Below are 16939 nucleotides of genomic sequence, written 5' to 3'. Positions count from 1 at the left end.
TTGCCGTTCAGCCTCGCGCGCGGGCGCGCGCGCGGGAAGGGGCTTGACGGTATACAGGGCCCCGTGTACGACGGCTCAGCGCGGGTCGGATGACGACTGGGCCCGGCGATCCTTGGCGACGGCCTGCCCGATCAGCTGGCCGCCGCTGGTCAGCAGCGCCCGCCGCCACGGGGAGATCCCGTCGATCTCCACCTGGATCGAGAAGGAGAGCACCACCCGGATCAGAACGATCAGCCCGAGGATGAGGGCCTCCTCCATCGAGGGCTTCGAAGTGATCGTGCGCAGGAGGTCCGCCGCGACCAGCACTTCGAGCCCGAGCAGGATGGCCGCACCGAGCGTGTTGCGGAGCGTCGTGAACGCCGTCTGGCCGCCCTCGCCGCGGCGCAGCGATCGCACGCACAGAATCGCGGCGATGACCGTTCCGACGATCATCGCCACCGCGCCGAGCAACTCGAACGCGATCGTCACGCCGGCGAAGAAGATCTCGAGCGAGACGAAAACCGGGAAGTCCACGGGCTCAGCGTAGCGGCGCCCAGCCGAAGGGCCGGGGGGCGCGCGCTAGGGAGCTGGAGGCGCCCCTATGCGCTGCGACGGCCCTGCAGGATGCCGCGGCGATCCGGGTGCTCATCGAACCAGTCCACGACGTACCAGCACACCGGGATCACCTTGCGGTCGCCGGTCTCCTCCAGATCGGACACGGCCCGCTCCACGACCTCGGCGGCGTAACCGTGGCCCCGGAACGTCGGCACGGTGTAGGCCCGCGTCATGGCCACGGTGCGTCCGTCGTCACGGTAGTCGAGGATGCTGACGAGGTCTGCGCCCCTGCGGAGCGTGTAGCGCGAGGCATCCGGTTCGTGCATGAACGTCAAGGAACTCACCTGAAAATCGTACGCCCGCTACCGCCGCCGGGCTCGGAGCCGCGCTACGCGGGGAGGATCCCGCTGCCCGCCAGCTGCTGGAACCACCGCGCGCTGTCCTTCGGCGTGCGCTCCAGCGTGTCGAAGTCGACGCGCACGATCCCGAACCGCTTCGCGTAGCCGTAGCCCCACTCGAAGTTGTCCATCAGCGACCAGACGAAGTAGCCCCGCAGGTCGACGCCGCCCTCGATGGCGCGATGAGCGGCCGTGAAGTGCCGCCGAAGGTAGTCGACCCGGTCGGCGTCCGGTACCGATCCGTCCTCGGCCACCACGTCGTCGAAGGCAGCACCGTTCTCCGTGATCATCAGCGGCTGCCCGGGGAACTGGTCTTTCAGCGAGAGCAGCAGCTCTTCCAGACCCTCGGGAGCGATGTTCCAGCCCATGGTGGTGTAGGGACCGGGCTGTTCGAGGAACTCCACGATGCCGTCGCTGCCGGGCCACGCCGTTCCGCCGCCCGCCGCCTTGTGACCGTCGTTCTGCTGCTTCGGCGAAACGCCGTCCCACAGCTGCACCGTGGCGGTGGAGTAGTAGTTGACGCCGAGCACGTCGATCGGCTGCAAGATGTCGGCGAGGTCGCCCTCGCGCACGAACGACCAGTCGGTCACCGTTGGGTGTCCTCGAGCAGGTCGGCCGGGTATTTGCCCCGCAGCAGCGGCATTGTGAATGCTCGGTTGGCCAGGGCATCGACCCGGCGCATCGCCTCTGCCGCGCCGTCGCCCTTGCCTCGCAGCACGTGGAAGTTCAGCGTGATGGAGTAGTCGGGGTCGCCCGTCGACGTGGCGCGCAGCGCCTGCACCGCCCGGCCGTGCGCGAGGTTGAGGTGGTGCACCGCAGCGAGCGCCGCTGCGGGTTCGTGCCGGCCGGGGGCGTGGCCGCCCTGGCCGTATCCGAGGTATGCCGAGCACCACGGCTCGTTGAGGGTCGTCCAGGTGTGCACCCGGTCACCGAGCGCCGCGCCCATGATCGCGGCGTACTCCCCGAACGCTTCGGCGGTCGAACGCGCGGGCCATCCGCCCTCGTCCTCGAGGGCCTGGGGCAGATCCCAGTGGTAGAGCGTCGCCACCGGCTTGATGCCCCGCTCCAGCAGGCCATCGACGAGGAGCGAGTAGAAGTCGATCCCCGCCTGGTTGACGGGCCCGCGCCCGATCGGCTGGATGCGGGGCCAGGCGATCGAGAACCGGTACGCGCCGAGGCCGAGTTCGGCCATCAGATCCAGGTCGCTCTCCCAGCGGTGGTAGTGGTCGCAGGCGACGTCGCCGGTGTCGCCGTTCCACACCTTGCCCGGCGTCCTGCTGAACGTGTCCCAGATCGAGGCACCGCGCCCGTCCTCCTGTGCGCCGCCCTCGACCTGGTAGGCCGCGGTCGCGGAGCCGAAGGTGAATCCGGGCGGGAACACCAGTCCGGCGTCCCTGTAGTCGGTGGAGCCCTTGATGCCGGCCGTCGAGAAGAGAGTCATTCTCCTACCTTTCCAGTCCCGCCGATGGCGTTTCCCTGTGTGTCGAAACGGCCGACGCGACCGTCGGGGTTGGTGACGACGACCTCCGCGCCGCGCGGTTCGCCCGCGAAGGTGCGGAACGTCAGCCCGTCGAGATAGTCGTAGTCGGGCCGATCGACCCGCGCTCCCCACGGCAGCACGGTCCCCGGCCGCACGTAGATGGGCAGGCTCTGGAACCCGTGCGTCTCGCGGCGCCAGCCGCCGCCCGTCACCTCTTCGCCGGTGAGCAGGTGCGTCCACCTTCCGGCCGGGAGATAGAACTCCACGTCTCCCGACGCGGTGAAGACCGGCGCCACCAGGATGTCGGAGCCGAGCATGTACTGCCTGTCGAGGTAGCCGACGGCGGGGTCCTCCGGGAACTCCAGCTGCAGGGGCCGCAGGATGGGGACCCCGGATGCCGCGGCATCCACCCCCGCTTGGAAGAGGTACGGCATCAGGCGCATCTTCAGGTGCGTGAACGTGCGGGTCACATCCACGGCCTCCTCGTCGAAGATCCACGGCACACGGTAGGACGTGGAGCCGTGGAAGCGGCTGTGGCTGCCCAGCAGCCCGAACGCGGTCCAGCGCTTGAAGACCGCGGCATCCGGGGTGCCCTCGAAGCCGCCGATGTCGTGGCTCCAGTGCGCGAAGCCGCTGAGCGCGAGGGAGAGCCCGCCGCGGAGGGTCTCGGCCATCGACGCGAAGGTCGACGTGGAGTCGCCGCCCCAATGCACGGGCATGCTCTGGCCGCCGGCGGTGGCGGAGCGGGCGAAGAGGACCGCGTCACCCTCGCCCCGGGCGCCGACGAGCACATCGTGCACCGCCTTGTTGTAGAGCTGCGTGTAGAGGTTGTGCATGCGCTCGGGATCCGCGCCGTCGAACCAGGCGACGTCGAGCGGGATGCGCTCGCCGAAGTCGGTCTTGAAGCAGTCGACGCCCTGGTCGACGAGCGCGCGGAGCTTCGACTGGAACCACGCCGTCGCGTCGGGGTTGGTGAAATCGACGAGACCCATTCCCGCCTGCCAGAGGTCCCACTGCCACACCGAGCCGTCGGCCCGCTTGACGAGGTATCCCGCCTCCGCGCCCTCGGCGAAAAGGGGCGAGCGCTGGCCGATGTAGGGGTTGATCCACACCGAGACCCGCAGGTCCTTGCCGTGCAGGCGATCGAGCATGCCCTCCGGGTCGGGGAAGACCCGCGGATCCCACTCGAAGTCGCACCAGTTGAACTCGCGCATCCAGAAGCAGTCGAAGTGGAACACCGAGACCGGCAGCTCGCGGCGCGCCATCTCGTCGACGAACGAGGTGACCGTCTGCTCGTCGTAGTCGGTGGTGAAGCTGGTCGAGAGCCAGAGCCCGTATGACCACGCCGGCACGATGGGCGGGCGGCCGGTGAGGGCCGTGTATCGCTCGAGGACGTCCTTCGGCGTCGGCCCGGCGATCACGAAGTACTCCAGCACCTCGCCGGGAACCGAGAACTGCAGGCGCTCGACCGCCTCCGAGCCGATCTCGAACGAGACGTGCCCGGGGTCGTTCACCAGAACCCCGTACCCGCGGTTGGAGAGGTAGAACGGCACGTTCTTGTAGGCCTGCTCGCTGGAGGTGCCGCCGTCGGCGTTCCAGATGTCGACGGTCTGGCCGTTCTTGACGATCGGACCGAATCGCTCGCCGAGGCCGTAGATGAGCTCCCCCACGCCGAGATCGAGCTGTTCGTGCACGTAGGCGCGGCTCTGCGGACCAGCGCCGCCGCTGCGGGCGTTGCCGACGACGCCGGGGTCGACCTGTGCGTTCGGTGCGAGCTGCACGTAGCCCTGCGCCTTGTGACCGCTGCCCGTGAGGCGCGTGCCGTCGTGCTCGAAGGACAGCGACCAGGGTGCACCCTTGGCGATGCGCGCGGTCAGCGGGCCGCTGACGAGTGTGCCGCCTTCCTCGCTGACCGATGCCGCGCCGGCGCCGCCCTCGACAGCGCCCGGCAGCCCGAAGCCGCCATGCCACCGGCCGCCGATGTGATGAGCGACCCGCACCCGCACCACCCCCTCGAGCGGCGACGAGAGGGTGACCGTCAGGGTGGGGCGGTTGAGGATGTCGCCGCGCTTCGCGATCACCGCGGTGGGCGCGGTCACGACGAGACCGGCTCCGTCGGAGGTTCGGCCGAGGGCCGCCGGGGCAGTTCCGCTGAGCCCCGCCGCGGCATCCGCCTGCCAGATGTCGTACGCCTCCTGCGCGTAGAGCGCCGTGACCCCCGGTCGCAGCTGCCAGAACCCATCGGTGAACTTCATTACTTGACTGCTCCTGCCGTGATGCCGCGCGTCAGCGTGCGCTGGAAGATGAGGAAGAAGATGAGCGTGGGAATGATGCCGAGCAGAGCCGACGCGCTCGTGGTGGTGACATCCATCAGCCGGTCGCCCTGCAGCACGCTGATCGCGACGGGGACGGTCTGATTGTCGTTGGACGCGAGGAACGTCAACGGGATGAGGAACTCATTCCACGTCCAGATGAAGAAGAAGATGAGCAGCACCGACAGCGTAGGACGGCTGATGGGGAAGACGACGCGCCACAGGATCTGCCAGCGCGTCGCGCCGTCGATGGATGCCGCTTCGAGGATCTCCTTCGGGAACGTGCCGTAGACCGACGACAGGAGATAGGTGCCGAAGGCCGCCTGGATGACGGTGAAGATGATGATCACCGACCAGACGTCGTCGTAGAGGCCGATCTCCTTGAACATGTAGTACAGCGGGTAGAGAAGCGCTTCCTGCGGCAGCAGGTTGGCCAACAGGAACAGAAGCACGATCCACGCGCGTCCTCTGACCCTTCCGATTCCTATCGCGAATGCGTTGAGCATCGAGATGACCACGGCGAGCACCGCGACGACCCCCGAGATGAAGATCGAGTTCCATACCTTCTGCGGGAAGTTCACCCGCTCCCAGAATTTGACGATGCCCGTGAAATCGAGCGACTCCGGCAGGGCGAGCGGCCCTCCGGTGGCATAGTCGATGGGCGACTTGAACGAGTTGACCAGCACCAGGTAGAAGGGCGCGATCACCGCGAGGGCGCCGACGATCACGAGCGCGAGCAGCAGCCAGTCGACTCCGCGCTTCTTGGTCATGCCGCCGCGAGCGCGTCCAGCGCGCTTGGCGCCTTTCCCGGTCGTGACGAGAACGGTTCCGACAGCCATCAGAGGCCCGCCCTTTCTTTGCGTTCGATGGAGTTCTGCACGCGGATGAAGATGATCGACACGATCACGACGACGATGGTCAGGACGGTCGCAATGGTCGCGCCGTAGCCGACGTTCCGCTTCGTGAAGAACTCCTGGTAGGCGTAGTAGGCCGGAACCAGGGTCGCGCCCGCCGGGCCTCCCCGGGTGATGACGTAGACGGGGCCGAATACCTTCAGCGCAGCGATCGTCGAGGTCAGCGTGACGACGAAGATCTCGGGCCGGATGATGCTCACAGTGATGGCGGAGAACCTTTGGAACCAGTTCGCTCCGTCGAGTTCAGCCGCCTCGTAGAGTTCAGGGTCGACACGCTGCAGTGCAGCCATGAAGATGACCACCGGGTAGCCGATCTGCACCCAGATGAGGACGACCATGAGCACGATGAGTGCCGAAGGCATCTGCCCCAGCCAGTCGTATGGTGGGACGCCGAAGAAGCCCAGGATCTGATTCAGGGCGCCGTCGCCACCCGGTCGCACGATCCATCCGATCACGATGCCGGCAACGACCACGGGCAGGATCTGCGGCAGGTAGTAGGTCGCCCGCAGGAAGCTGCCGACCTTTCCGCCGAACTTGCGGCCGACGACGTCGAACAGCAGCGCCGCGACGATCAACCCGACGATGGTCGGGACGACCACCATCGCGATGACCATCCAGACGGAGTTCGTGAAGGAGGTCCAGAAGTCTTCGTCGGTGAAGATCTTCTGCCAGTTCTCGAGGCCGATGAACTCAGGCGTGCCGACTCCTCGCCATTTCGTGAACGTGAGATACACGTTCCAGAGGAGTGGAACGATCACGATCACCAGCAGCAGCACGAAGCCGGGCAGAAGGTAGAGCCAGTAGCCGCCTGTTCCCCCCTTGCGCTGAGGGATGGACGGCTCCTCCGGGGGGAGCTTCACGCGGGTCGTCTTTCCGCGGTCGGTGCGGGTTGCAAGAGACATGTCTCAACTCCAGGAAGTGGGCGGGGGCGGCACCGCTCCGGGCGCCGCCCCCACCAGCGGGTCAACGGAACTCTTCTGTGCCTTCGTCATACGCCTCACCGAGCTTGGCGTTCGTCGTCTCGGCGTCCTGCACTCCCGTCACCAGGCCCTGCAGCTCCTGAACGAGCACGTCGTAGAAGCCCGGTGCCGGCCAGTCCGGGTAGAACGAGAGGCCGTCGTTGTCGAGGATCCCGTTGAAGGTCGAGATGAGCTCCGCGCTCTTCTCATCCGTGATGTCAGCCGGGTTGGCCGCCACCGGCAGGCCGCCGCTGTTGCCGATGATCGCCTGGATCTCGGGACGCATCGTGATGTCGATGAACTCGTATGCGAGCTCCTTGTTCGAAGCGTTTTCCGGCACCACCCACAGGTTGCCCGACGAGCCCAGCGACAGCTCGCTCTCGGGGAAGGCCTGCAGCGACCAGTCGAAGCCCGTCGCCTCTGCCACGAACCGGCCGAACCACCACGACCCCGATACGAAGATCGGTGCCGATCCGTTGATGAAGGCGACTCCCGCGTCGTCGGCCTTGATCGACGATACGTCCGAGGCGATGTAGCCCTTGTCCACGTAGTCCTGGAGGGTCTCGGTCGCATACGTGATCTCGTCCCCCTGCCAGTCGACGGGGTTCTCATACAGCTGGTAGTCGTCCACGAACTGGCGGTCGGCCTGGCTCAGCGCGAGCTGATACCAGAGCTGACCGAGCGGATATTCCGCCGCCGCCTCGGAGAGCGGCGTGATCCCTTTCGCGACGAAGGCGTCGAGCACCGCGACGAACTCCTCGTACGTGGTGGGAACTTCGAGACCCGCCGCCTCGAAGGCGTCGAGGTTGTAGTAGGCACCCACGAACTCGCCGTAGTTCGGGACGCCGTACCAGGTGTCTCCACCCATGACTCCGTCTTCGCTGTACTTGGCAGTCGTCTGCAGGGACGGGGCGAGTTTGTCCGCCCAGCCGTACTCGTCGACGGCGTCCGAGATGTCGGTGATGAGGCCCGTGCTCGCGAGGAAGCCCGCGGTCGCATTGCCCTTGTTGAACTCCATCAGGTCGGGAGCCGCGTCGGTGTCGAGCACCTGGCTCGCCGTCTTCTGGATCTGCTCGAAGGACTTCTCCTCGAACTCGACCGTTGCGCCGGTCTCCTCCTCGAAGACCTTGATGGCCTCTGCCCAGGCCTTGCCCATGGCGCTGTCTGCGCCCTCGTAGTGCCAGAGCTTGAGTGTGTCGCCGTCGCCGCCTCCGGCGTCTCCGGATCCGCCGGAGCAGCCGGCGAGTGCGAGCGCTCCGACGGTGACCGCCACGGCGGCGCCGAGCAGCCGGGTGCGGGTCTTGCGTGTGAATGAGTGTGCCATCTTCGGCACTCCTTTCTTGATGCGAGTGGTTCTGTGGGGTTCTCGTTGATGGAGGTGGATTGTCGAAGCGCTTCGATGACGCGCCTGCGAAGGCCCCGCGACGCGGGTCGGATCAGGCGGCGGGGGCGCCGCCTGTCCGAGAGGCGGCCGAGCTCCGGCCGAGGGCGGACACCGACCCGTGGTCGATGTAGATGGGGGGTATGAGGTGGATGCCGGGCGCCGGCGGGTTGTCGCCGAGACAGCGCATGGCGAGTCCGACCGCGAGGTCGGCGGAGGCTTGCGGAAGGAGCGGGATCACATCGACCGGCGTAGAGAAGGCCGACGTGTCGAACGTGGCCGCCACCGAGACGACGGCGACGTCCGTGCCGATCGTCAGGCCGCGCCCAGCCAGCCCGGCGAGCACGGCCGCGTGCGCATCTTCGTTGCAGTGCAGCACAAGCCCCGTGACGCCGGCGTCGAGCAGCTCCTCGGCACCGCGACGCGCGTCCTCGGCCGTTGTGCGGGACCCGCCGCTCGTGCGGAACATCGGCTCGAGGCCGCGAGCCGCCACCCCCGCCTCGAACGCAGTCCGCACGCGGGGCGGAAAGTTCGAGACCTCATAGGCGGTCTGCGCCTGCCCCACGAGCCCCAGGGAGGTGTGGCCCCCGTCCGCGAGGCGGTCGACCGCCAGCGCAGCAGCCGCCTCGAAGTCGAGGTCGACGCAGATCAGGCCTTCGGAGTGGTTGGGAACACCGATGAAGACGCTCGGGATGGAGAGGTGCCGGGCGAGTTCCACCCGTGCGTCGTCAGGAGCGACGTCGAGCACGATGACGCCATCGACGAGCCCGCTGGACGCGACCCGGCGCATGCCCGCGATGGCCTGCTCGTCCGTGAGCAGCAGGATGTCGTAATCGTGGGTGCGGGCGGCGATCGAGGTGGCGAGCACGAACGCCATGTGCGTCGGTGCATGCGTGTCGGCCCGAAAGGGCTCGGTCAGCGCGAAGATATGCGTGCGACTGCCAGCGAGCATTCGGGCGCCGGCGTTGGGTCGGTAGTCCAGCTCGAGCACCGCCCGTTCGATGCGGCGTCGCGTGGCCAGCGACACGGGCCGCTTGCCGCTCAAGGCATACGACACGGTGCTGATGGACACACCGGCGGCCTTCGCCACCTCGTGGATCTTCGCCATGTCGACTCCGTCGTCCTGGGTGTTTGACAGATCGCTCCGCCGAGAAGTCGCTCAGCGATGTGGATCATCGAAGCGCTTCGTCGAAGCGTTTCGATCACCATAGGGCCACCTCGGCTCCTTGGCAAGTCCCTCCCCGAGATCAGGCTTCGCCGGGCGATGCCGCACGGAAGCCGATCGAGCCATGGTCCACAGAGGTCGGCGGAATCAGCCGCACACCGGGCTCGGGCGGTTCACCCGACAGAAACTGCATTGCGAGCGAGACCGCCAGGTCGCACGACAGGTGCGGAATCAGCGGGATGGAGCTCAGCGGCACATCGAAAGCCGTGGTGTCGAGAGTCGACCCCACGGAGATGAGCGACACGTCCTCCGGAATGCGCAGTCCCCGGTCTGCGATCTCGGAGAGAACACCATTGTGCGCGTCGTCGTTGCAGTGCAGGAGGATGCCGGTTGCGCCGGCGTCGAGAAGCGACGCCGCAGCGCGACGAGCCCGCGCCTCCGTCCGGCCCTCACCGGTGAGCATCCGGAATTCTCCTTCGACATGGCGCTCGGCGGCAGAGCGCACGAACCCGTCGCGCACCCGCGGTGGAAAATTGGACAGCTCGTACGCCTCGGGGGCGTGCCCGATGAGGCCCAGCTTGCCATGGCCTGCGTCGGCGAGGTGCTCGACCCCCATCCGTGCGGCCCCATCGAAGTCGAGGTCGACGCACACGAGCCCCTCGCTCGCGTCTGGCACGCCGACGAAGATGCTCGGCACGGCGATGTGGTGCGCCAACCCCACGCGCTCGTCGTTCGGGGCGACATCGAGGACGATGATCGCGTCCGCCAGCCCGCTCGTGGCGACACGGTGCATGCCGGCAGAAGCCTGCTCCTCGGTCAGGAGGAGCACGTCGTAGTCCTCGCGTCGAGCCGCGACTGCGGTGGCGAGGACGAACGCCATGTGCGTGGGCGCATGCGTGTCGGCTCGCAGCGGCTCGGTCACAGCGAGGATGTGGGTTCTGCGCCCGGCCAGCATCCGTGCGCCCGCGTTGGGGCGGTAATCGAGGCGCTGGACGGCCTCCTCGATTCGGCGCCGCGTCTCGTCGGAAACAGGTCGCTTGCCACTCAGCGCGTACGACACGGTGCTGATGGAGACGCCCGCGGCGTCGGCCACCTCATGAATATTCGCCATTGGACTTCCATCGTCTTACGCGGATGCGGCGGGACGGGCTCGTCGATTCGGGATGCTTTCGAAGGGTTGCCAAATGCCGCGGCTCCAGCGTACTGTGCTGTCGAAGCGTTTCCGCGAAACGCTTCGATGAGTGGCTGATTCGGTCACCGCCCGGACATGTCGAGGGAGATGTGCAATGAAACGACGATTGTTTGCAAGTGCGACGGTGGCCATCGCGGCGCTCGCAGTGTCTGGCTGCGCCGCCGATACGGGCAGCGATGCCGGTGGTGACGGCCCCGTCACGCTCGAATACTGGGCGTGGGGCACGACCCAAAAGCCGCTGGTCGACGCGTGGAACGAAGCGCACCCCGACATCCAGGTCAAGCACACGGACGCGGGCGGCGGGACGGACTCGTCGGCAAAGCTCGTCACGGCGGCGCGCGCCGGCAGCGCCCCTGACGTGGCACTGGTCGAGTACAACACGCTGCCCGCGATGATCGTCGCCGGCGTCGCCACCGACATCACCGAGCACGTCAGCGATCTGGAGGACCAGTTCGCCCCCGGCGTGTGGAGCCAGGCGACGTTCGACGGGGCGAGCTACGGCATCCCCCAAGACGCCGGTCCGCAGGCTCTGACGTACAACCAGGCTCGCCTGGAGGAACTCGGTATCGCCGTCCCGACGACGTGGGCAGAGTTCGCGGATGCCGCGGCAGCGGTGCGTGCCGCAGACCCCGATGCCTACATCACGACGTTCGCGCCGGCCGAGTTCGGCGGCTTCGCGGCGTTCGCCCAGCAGGCGGGCGCCGAATGGTGGATGGTCGACGGCGACACGTGGACGGTCGACTTCGATGACCCAGACTCGGTCGCCGTCGCGGACTACTGGCAGGATCTGATCGACCGCGACCTCGTGCTCGCCGAGCCCCTGCTGACGCCGGAGTGGAACGCGAGCCTCAACGAGGGCAACATCCTCTCCTGGCCCGCCGGCCTGTGGGCGGCGGGAGTCATCAACGGCGTCGCGGCCGAGATGGCCGGCCAGTGGGCCATGGCACCGCTCCCGCAATGGAACGAGGGCGACCCAGCCGTCGCCTTCCAGGGCGGTTCGGCCGCGATCGTCAGCTCTTCGAGCAAGCATCCTGAAGCGGCGGCGGAGTTCGCGGCGTGGATCGGCGCATCCGAAGAGAGTGCCAAGATCCAGATCCGGGAGGGCCAGTACCCGGCATCGCTCCGTGGGCAGGAGCTGACCTTGGACAGCGATCCCCCGACCCTGATGCCGCAGCAGGAGGACTACTGGGAGATCGCGGCGCAGATCGCCGCTGAGACCATCCCCGATCTCAGCTGGGGCCCGAATGTGAACGTCGCCTCCAGTGCGTTCCAGGACGCCATGTCGGCCGCCGTGACCAACGGCACGCCGCTGCGGGAGGCCCTCACCGAGACGGAGGACGTCGTCTTCTCCGACATGGAGACATCCGGCTTCACCGTCACCCGCAAGTAGCGACCGCAGCAATCAGGCGGGTGCCGGGGTCGTCGCCCCGGCACCCGCCGATCCCTCAGCAGACCACCGACGTTCCGTAGAGAGAGGTGCGCGCGATGACCGCGACGACCGACCACGTCACAACTCCGGCCCGGAGGCGCAGAACCGCCTGGGTCGCGCCGTACGCCTTTCTCCTGCCGGCCGGAGTGCTGTTCATCGCGTTCCTGGCGATACCGATGATCTACGCCATCTTCCTGAGCTTCCGTGGACTGCGGGTTTCCGGAGCCGGGCCCTTCGGTATCCGGGAGGAGACGTGGGTCGGGTTCGAGAACTACATCCGAACGTTCACGGACACCGAGTTCCTCGCGGGCTTCGGCCGACTGGCGATCTACGGCCTGATCGCCATCCCGCTGACACTCGGCCTGGGCCTTCTCTTCGCGCTGCTGCTGGACCTTCCGCGGGTGCGGGCCGCGCGTTTCTCCCGCACGTCCATCTTCATTCCGTACGCCGTCCCGGGAGTCATCGCGTCGCTCCTGTGGGGCTTCCTCTATCTGCCATCCACCAGTCCCCTCAACTGGATCCTGAACCAGCTCGGTCTGCCCGACGTGGTGGCCCTCAGTGGCGCATCGCTGTATCCGTCAGTCGCGAACATCGCGATCTGGGGCGCGGTCGGCTTCAACATGATCATCATCTACACATCGCTCCGCGGCATCCCGAACGAGATCTACGAGGCGGCGCGCATCGACGGGGCGAGTGAGTGGAGCATCGCGTGGCGCGTGAAAATCCCCCTCGTCGCCCCCGCACTCATCCTCACCGGTCTGTTCGCTCTCATCGGAACGCTGCAGGTCTACGGCGAACCGACCACCCTGCGCCCGATGACCAACGAGATCTCCCAGACGTGGGTGCCGCTGATGAAGATCTACCGCGATGCGTTCGTGCGCGATGACCTGTCCCTCGCCGCGGCATCCTCCGTCGTGCTGGCGCTCGGGACGCTCGTGCTGTCGGTCGTGCTGCTGCGAGTGACGCAGAAGCGAGCCTTTGGAGGAGAACAATGAGCACTGCAGTCGCCGAACGCCGCCCGCCGGCATCCATCAGACCGGACTCGAGCATCGCGCCGCGGCGGCGCACCCGCCGCCCCGTGATCGCCTCCGTGGTGCTCGTCCTCGGCGCCATCTACTGCCTCGTGCCGGTCCTGTGGGTGCTCATCGCATCCACCAAGTCGAACACGGAGCTGTTCACCACCTTCACGTTCTTCCCCGGCACGGGGCTGTTCGACAACATCGAGGATCTCTTCGCCTACGGCGGAGGCCAGTTCACACTGTGGGCATTCAACAGCTTCATCTACGCCGGGGTCGGAGCGGCGCTCTCGACGCTGATCTCGACGATGGCCGGCTTCGCCCTCGCGAAATACGAGTTCCCGGGCCGGCAGGTGTGGTTCTACGCGATCCTCGCCGGGGTGCTGCTTCCTGGAATCACCCTCGCCATCCCGCAATACCTGCTCATGTCGCAGATGGGCCTTGCCGGCACGTACTGGTCGGTGCTGCTGCCCGTGCTGATCTCACCGTTCGGAATCTTCCTGGCTCGCGTCTATGCCGCGTCCGCGGTTCCGACCGACACGATGGAGGCCGCGCGGATCGATGGGGCCAGCGAGTTCCGCATCTTCACGGCCATCGTGCTGCCGATGATGGTGCCCGGCATGGTGACGATCTTCCTGCTGCAGTTCGTCGGGATCTGGAACAACTTCCTTCTCCCCTTCATCATGCTCTCGGACGAGGGGATGTACCCGCTCACCGTCGGTCTGTACACCCTGCTCTCGAAGGGATCAGGCACGCCCTCCCTCTACAGCCTTGCCATCATCGGGGCCGCGATCTCGATCATTCCGCTGATCGTGATGATGCTCGTGCTGCAGCGCTACTGGCGGCTCGACCTCGTGAGCGGTGGACTGAAGGGATGAGCGCACCATACTCCCCCGGCCTGTTCCTCTTCGGAGGCGACTACAGCCCCGAACAGTGGTCCCGGGAGACGTGGGTGGAGGACATCGCGCTGATGACGCGCGCGAAGGTCAACACCGCCACGATCGGCGTGTTCTCGTGGGCGATGCTGGAGCCGCGCGAGGGCGAGTACCAGGCGGAGTGGCTGGACGAGGTGATCGGGATGCTCCACTCGGCGGGCATCGGATTCTTTCTGGCGACCCCGACCGCCTCGCCGCCGCCCTGGTTCACGCTCGCGCACCCGGAGGCCCTGCCGATCAGGCCCGACGGCTCCCGCGTGCTGCACGGCTCGCGTGACACCTACGCGATCAGCGCCCCGGCGTACCGGTCCGGGGCGCGCGGTATCGCCGGCTACCTGGCGGAGCGCTACGGGAAGCATCCTGGACTGCGAGGCTGGCACGTCCACAACGAGTACGGGACCATCGACTACGGTCCGCATGCGGCACGCGCCTTCCGCGAATGGCTGGCGAAGAAGTACTCGACGATAGAGAACCTGAACACAGCGTGGTACACGGCCTTCTGGTCGCAGCGCTACGGCGCATGGGACGAGATCCTGCCCCCGATGCAGACCCAGTACCTCCACAACCCGGCGCACCTCGTCGACTTCAAGAGGTTCAGCTCGGACGAGATGCTCGCCGCTTACACCGAGCAGAAGGAGGTGATCCGCGCCGCCGGATCGACGGCGCCGATCACGACGAACTTCATGCTGCCGACGTGGAATCACCTGGAGCAGTGGTCGTGGAGCGACGCCCAGGACGTCGTATCGATCGACCACTATCTCGACACAACGGGTCGCGACGGCGAGACTCACGTCGCCTACGGCTCCGATCTGACCAGGTCATGGGCGAGCGGCCCCTGGGTGCTGATGGAGCAGAACGCCACCGGCATCCGGGTCGGCGACCGGCTCTTCACCAAGGAGCCGGATCGGATGATCCGCAATTCACTCGGCTACATCGCGCGCGGGTCCCAGAGCTCCCTGTTCTTCCAGTGGCGGGCGTCGGCCGCCGGATCGGAAGTGTGGCATGGTGCGCTCGTCCCGCACGCGGGCGCTGACACGAAGGTCTTCGAGACCGTAGTCGAACTCGGCGAGATCCTGGAGAAGATCGCCGAGGTGGCCGCTCCGCCGGCCGACGGCGTGGTGATCGATGCGCAGATCGGGATCGTGTGGGATGCCGAGGGCTGGTGGTCGCTGGAGACGCCGCACCTTCCGACCGACGAGGTGAACTACTCCGACGAGGTGCGCGCCGCCCATCGGGCGTTCTGGCGCAGCGGACACGTCGTCGACTTCATCCGCCCGGGTGGAGACGCCTCCCGGTATCGGCTGCTTGTCGTCCCGGCCCTGTATGCGATGACGCAGGCGACCGCGCGGTGGCTCGAGTCGTTCGTAGAATCGGGCGGTCATCTCGTCGTGTCCTTCGCAACCGGCCTGACCGACGAGGATCAGCGAATCGTCCTGGGCGGGTACCCCGGAATGCTGCGGTCGCTGCTCGGTGCACATGCGGAACAGATCTTTCCCCTGGCCGACGACGAGACCATCGCGCTCGGCAACGGATGGCAGGGCTCCCTGTGGACGGAACTTGTGCACGTGGAGTCCGCTGAGACGATCGCCGAGTACGGATCGGGTGCTCTCTCGGGCCACCCGGCGATCACGCGCCGCGACGTCGGAGCCGGAACGGTGACCTACGTGTCCACGAAACTGGTGCAGTCCTCGCTCGATGCCTTTCTCGCCGAAGCCGCCCGCGACGCCGACGTGAGCCCGCTGCTGGCGGGCGCCGCGGAACTCCAGGTGGAGGCGGTCCGCCGACGCGGGGCACGTGCGGACTACCTCTTCGTGTTCAATCACGGCGACCGGAATGTCCGGCTCTCGGGCACCGGAGTCGACTTGATCAGCGGAGCCGAAAGCACCATCCGCCTTCTGCCGCGATCGGTCGCGGTCATCCGGGAATCTGCTCCCGACTGGTCCATCGACCAGGATTGAGCAATCTGTCATATTTCGTCATGCGATACCGCCGGCATCCGTGCGGTTTGACACATTCCGACACGCTCCGTCATAATCGGCTCTATGACTGATCACGCACGCCCTGTGTCCGCCTTGGAGGCGAACAGGACTGCCGGCATGATGATGGCCGGCCGCGTCAGCATGTGTTGTCGAATGTGTCGCTGACCCAGTGACCTCCGTCCGGCCCGCCGCCCGCTTCTGATCCGAGGCGCGGAGCCCCGCTTCATGCGATCGCGAACATCGATTCGTCTGAAGTCTCCCCGGCATTCCGCCGCACTACAGCACACCCGAACCCGCTCCAGGCGACAGCCCGGGTTCCCTCCGCAAGGACCATCATCATGTCGAACTCCGCACTCCTCGAACGTTCCTCCATCCGTCCCTCGCACCTGCAGGCCCTTCCTCCCCGAGCAGAGGCCCCGGGCGCCGAGCCGGCGCCCGCGACTCCTGGGCGGGCCGTCCCCGCGGGCACGTCTCTCAATGGGGCTCCGCCCCAAACCCCCGGCTCGCTGACGCGCTCCCCCGATGGGGCTCCGCCCCAAACCCCCGGCTCGCTGACGCGCTCCCCCGATGGGGCTCCGCCCCAAACCCCCGGCTCGCTGACGCGCTCCCCCCGCGGCTTCGCCCTCTACGTTGGGATCGACGAGGCCAAGGCCGCCGAAGCCGGGGTCAACCTCGGTGTTCTCGTCGACGCGCTCCGTCGCACCCTCGCCGAACTGGCCCCGAGCGCCGAGACGTATGCGACCGTCGCCCTGGCGCCCGTGGGCTCCGGGGGCCGCGACGTGGACGTCGTGCGTCTCGCGCTGCACGAGCCGAGCGCGATCGCTCGGACGAAGGCAGAGCCCGAGGAGCAGGATGTCGCCGGCGGCGGCGTCGTCGTCGACATTTCGCGCAAGCGCGTGCTGATCGACGGCGAGTCGGCCGCCTTCACCTTCAAGGAGTTCGAGCTGCTGCAGTACCTCGTGCTGCGGGAGGGGCGCACGATCGAGCGCACCGAGCTCGTGTCGTCGCTGTGGCAGGCCTCCGCCGAGGAGGAGGCGCCGGGCGAGCGCACCATCGACGTTCACGTGCGTCGCCTGCGGGCCAAGCTCGGCCGGTACGAGGATGTCGTCCGCACGGTGCGCGGCGTCGGCTACCGCTTCGACCGGCACGCGGATGTCGTCATCCGCTACGGCCACGGCACCCCGTCGCCGGACCGCTTCTAGACCTGTCTTCTCGGGCGTCCCGGGGCCTGCCGAAAGGACGCAG

13 protein-coding genes and 1 pseudogene are annotated in these 16939 nt (G+C 67.3%); 5 read left to right on the top strand and 9 right to left on the bottom strand.

Translation table 11 applies throughout. The features are described from left to right. Positions 1-75: 75 nt before the first annotated feature. From ACLQ2Q_RS08000 to ACLQ2Q_RS07960, 9 genes and pseudogenes are all read right to left on the bottom strand, one after another. Positions 76-513, bottom strand: coding sequence for a DUF1622 domain-containing protein (locus ACLQ2Q_RS08000; protein ID WP_425819750.1), 438 nt, complete (start codon positions 511-513; stop codon positions 76-78). Between the two features lie 65 nt (positions 514-578). Further along, positions 579-860 carry a GNAT family N-acetyltransferase gene (locus tag ACLQ2Q_RS07995; RefSeq protein WP_425819969.1) on the bottom strand — a complete coding sequence of 94 codons (282 nt, stop codon included), beginning with the start codon at positions 858-860 and terminating at the stop codon, positions 579-581. 62 nt (positions 861-922) lie between these two features. After that, a pseudogene (locus ACLQ2Q_RS07990) lies at positions 923-2373 on the bottom strand (GH1 family beta-glucosidase). Further along, positions 2370-4667 (bottom strand): alpha-xylosidase, encoded by a 2298-nt coding sequence (gene yicI, locus ACLQ2Q_RS07985; protein WP_425819748.1) that lies wholly within the window; start codon positions 4665-4667, stop codon positions 2370-2372. Before yicI ends, ACLQ2Q_RS07990 begins: the two are co-directional and overlap by 4 nt. Beyond that, entirely contained in the window at positions 4667-5563 is an 897-nt protein-coding gene (locus tag ACLQ2Q_RS07980) for a carbohydrate ABC transporter permease (RefSeq protein ID WP_425819746.1), read from the bottom strand. Before ACLQ2Q_RS07980 ends, yicI begins: the two co-directional genes overlap by 1 nt. After that, positions 5563-6540 (bottom strand): carbohydrate ABC transporter permease, encoded by a 978-nt coding sequence (locus ACLQ2Q_RS07975; RefSeq protein ID WP_425819744.1) that lies wholly within the window; start codon positions 6538-6540, stop codon positions 5563-5565. The genes ACLQ2Q_RS07980 and ACLQ2Q_RS07975 overlap by 1 nt, the downstream gene beginning before the upstream one ends. 61 nt (positions 6541-6601) lie before the next feature. Next, positions 6602-7921, bottom strand: a complete 1320-nt coding sequence (locus tag ACLQ2Q_RS07970) for an ABC transporter substrate-binding protein (protein WP_425819742.1) — start codon at positions 7919-7921, stop codon at positions 6602-6604. A gap of 112 nt (positions 7922-8033) precedes the next feature. After that, positions 8034-9086 carry a LacI family DNA-binding transcriptional regulator gene (locus ACLQ2Q_RS07965; RefSeq protein ID WP_425819740.1) on the bottom strand — a complete coding sequence of 351 codons (1053 nt, stop codon included), beginning with the start codon at positions 9084-9086 and terminating at the stop codon, positions 8034-8036. Positions 9087-9225: 139 nt separating this feature from the next. Further along, positions 9226-10254: a LacI family DNA-binding transcriptional regulator gene (locus ACLQ2Q_RS07960; protein ID WP_425819738.1), complete on the bottom strand. Its 1029-nt coding sequence runs from the start codon at positions 10252-10254 to the stop codon at positions 9226-9228. 175 nt (positions 10255-10429) lie between these two features. Here ACLQ2Q_RS07960 and ACLQ2Q_RS07955 point away from each other — a divergent pair, with 175 nt between their 5' ends. The 5 genes from ACLQ2Q_RS07955 (at position 10430) to ACLQ2Q_RS07935 (ending at position 16896) form a co-directional block, all read left to right on the top strand. Next, positions 10430-11725, top strand: a complete 1296-nt coding sequence (locus ACLQ2Q_RS07955) for an ABC transporter substrate-binding protein (RefSeq protein WP_425819736.1) — start codon at positions 10430-10432, stop codon at positions 11723-11725. A 95-nt stretch (positions 11726-11820) separates the two neighbouring features. After that, positions 11821-12759 (top strand): carbohydrate ABC transporter permease, encoded by a 939-nt coding sequence (locus ACLQ2Q_RS07950; RefSeq protein ID WP_425819734.1) that lies wholly within the window; start codon positions 11821-11823, stop codon positions 12757-12759. Next, positions 12756-13658: a carbohydrate ABC transporter permease gene (locus ACLQ2Q_RS07945; protein WP_425819732.1), complete on the top strand. Its 903-nt coding sequence runs from the start codon at positions 12756-12758 to the stop codon at positions 13656-13658. Before ACLQ2Q_RS07950 ends, ACLQ2Q_RS07945 begins: the two co-directional genes overlap by 4 nt. Beyond that, positions 13655-15673: a beta-galactosidase gene (locus tag ACLQ2Q_RS07940; RefSeq protein WP_425819730.1), complete on the top strand. Its 2019-nt coding sequence runs from the start codon at positions 13655-13657 to the stop codon at positions 15671-15673. The genes ACLQ2Q_RS07945 and ACLQ2Q_RS07940 overlap by 4 nt, the downstream gene beginning before the upstream one ends. A 359-nt stretch (positions 15674-16032) precedes the next feature. Next, the gene (locus ACLQ2Q_RS07935) at positions 16033-16896 is read left to right on the top strand and encodes a winged helix-turn-helix domain-containing protein (RefSeq protein ID WP_425819728.1); all 864 of its coding nucleotides are present in this window, start codon (positions 16033-16035) and stop codon (positions 16894-16896) included. The last annotated feature ends 43 nt before the right edge of the window (positions 16897-16939 follow it).

This window comes from Microbacterium sp. DT81.1 (assembly GCF_049844955.1).
Taxonomy (GTDB): Bacteria; Actinomycetota; Actinomycetes; order Actinomycetales; family Microbacteriaceae; genus Microbacterium.
Note: the sequence above shows the minus strand (reverse complement) of the source record. Positions and strands in the feature narration are given on the sequence as shown.

Coding starts and splice junctions, on each gene's coding strand:
- ACLQ2Q_RS07995 (WP_425819969.1), bottom strand. CDS start 860: ATGCACGAACCGGATGCCTCGCGCTACACGCTCCGCAGGGGCGCAGAC.
- yicI (WP_425819748.1), bottom strand. CDS start 4,667: ATGAAGTTCACCGATGGGTTCTGGCAGCTGCGACCGGGGGTCACGGCG.
- ACLQ2Q_RS07980 (WP_425819746.1), bottom strand. CDS start 5,563: ATGGCTGTCGGAACCGTTCTCGTCACGACCGGGAAAGGCGCCAAGCGC.
- ACLQ2Q_RS07975 (WP_425819744.1), bottom strand. CDS start 6,540: ATGTCTCTTGCAACCCGCACCGACCGCGGAAAGACGACCCGCGTGAAG.
- ACLQ2Q_RS07970 (WP_425819742.1), bottom strand. CDS start 7,921: ATGGCACACTCATTCACACGCAAGACCCGCACCCGGCTGCTCGGCGCC.
- ACLQ2Q_RS07965 (WP_425819740.1), bottom strand. CDS start 9,086: ATGGCGAAGATCCACGAGGTGGCGAAGGCCGCCGGTGTGTCCATCAGC.
- ACLQ2Q_RS07960 (WP_425819738.1), bottom strand. CDS start 10,254: ATGGCGAATATTCATGAGGTGGCCGACGCCGCGGGCGTCTCCATCAGC.
- ACLQ2Q_RS07955 (WP_425819736.1), top strand. CDS start 10,430: ATGAAACGACGATTGTTTGCAAGTGCGACGGTGGCCATCGCGGCGCTC.
- ACLQ2Q_RS07950 (WP_425819734.1), top strand. CDS start 11,821: ATGACCGCGACGACCGACCACGTCACAACTCCGGCCCGGAGGCGCAGA.
- ACLQ2Q_RS07945 (WP_425819732.1), top strand. CDS start 12,756: ATGAGCACTGCAGTCGCCGAACGCCGCCCGCCGGCATCCATCAGACCG.
- ACLQ2Q_RS07940 (WP_425819730.1), top strand. CDS start 13,655: ATGAGCGCACCATACTCCCCCGGCCTGTTCCTCTTCGGAGGCGACTAC.
- ACLQ2Q_RS07935 (WP_425819728.1), top strand. CDS start 16,033: ATGTCGAACTCCGCACTCCTCGAACGTTCCTCCATCCGTCCCTCGCAC.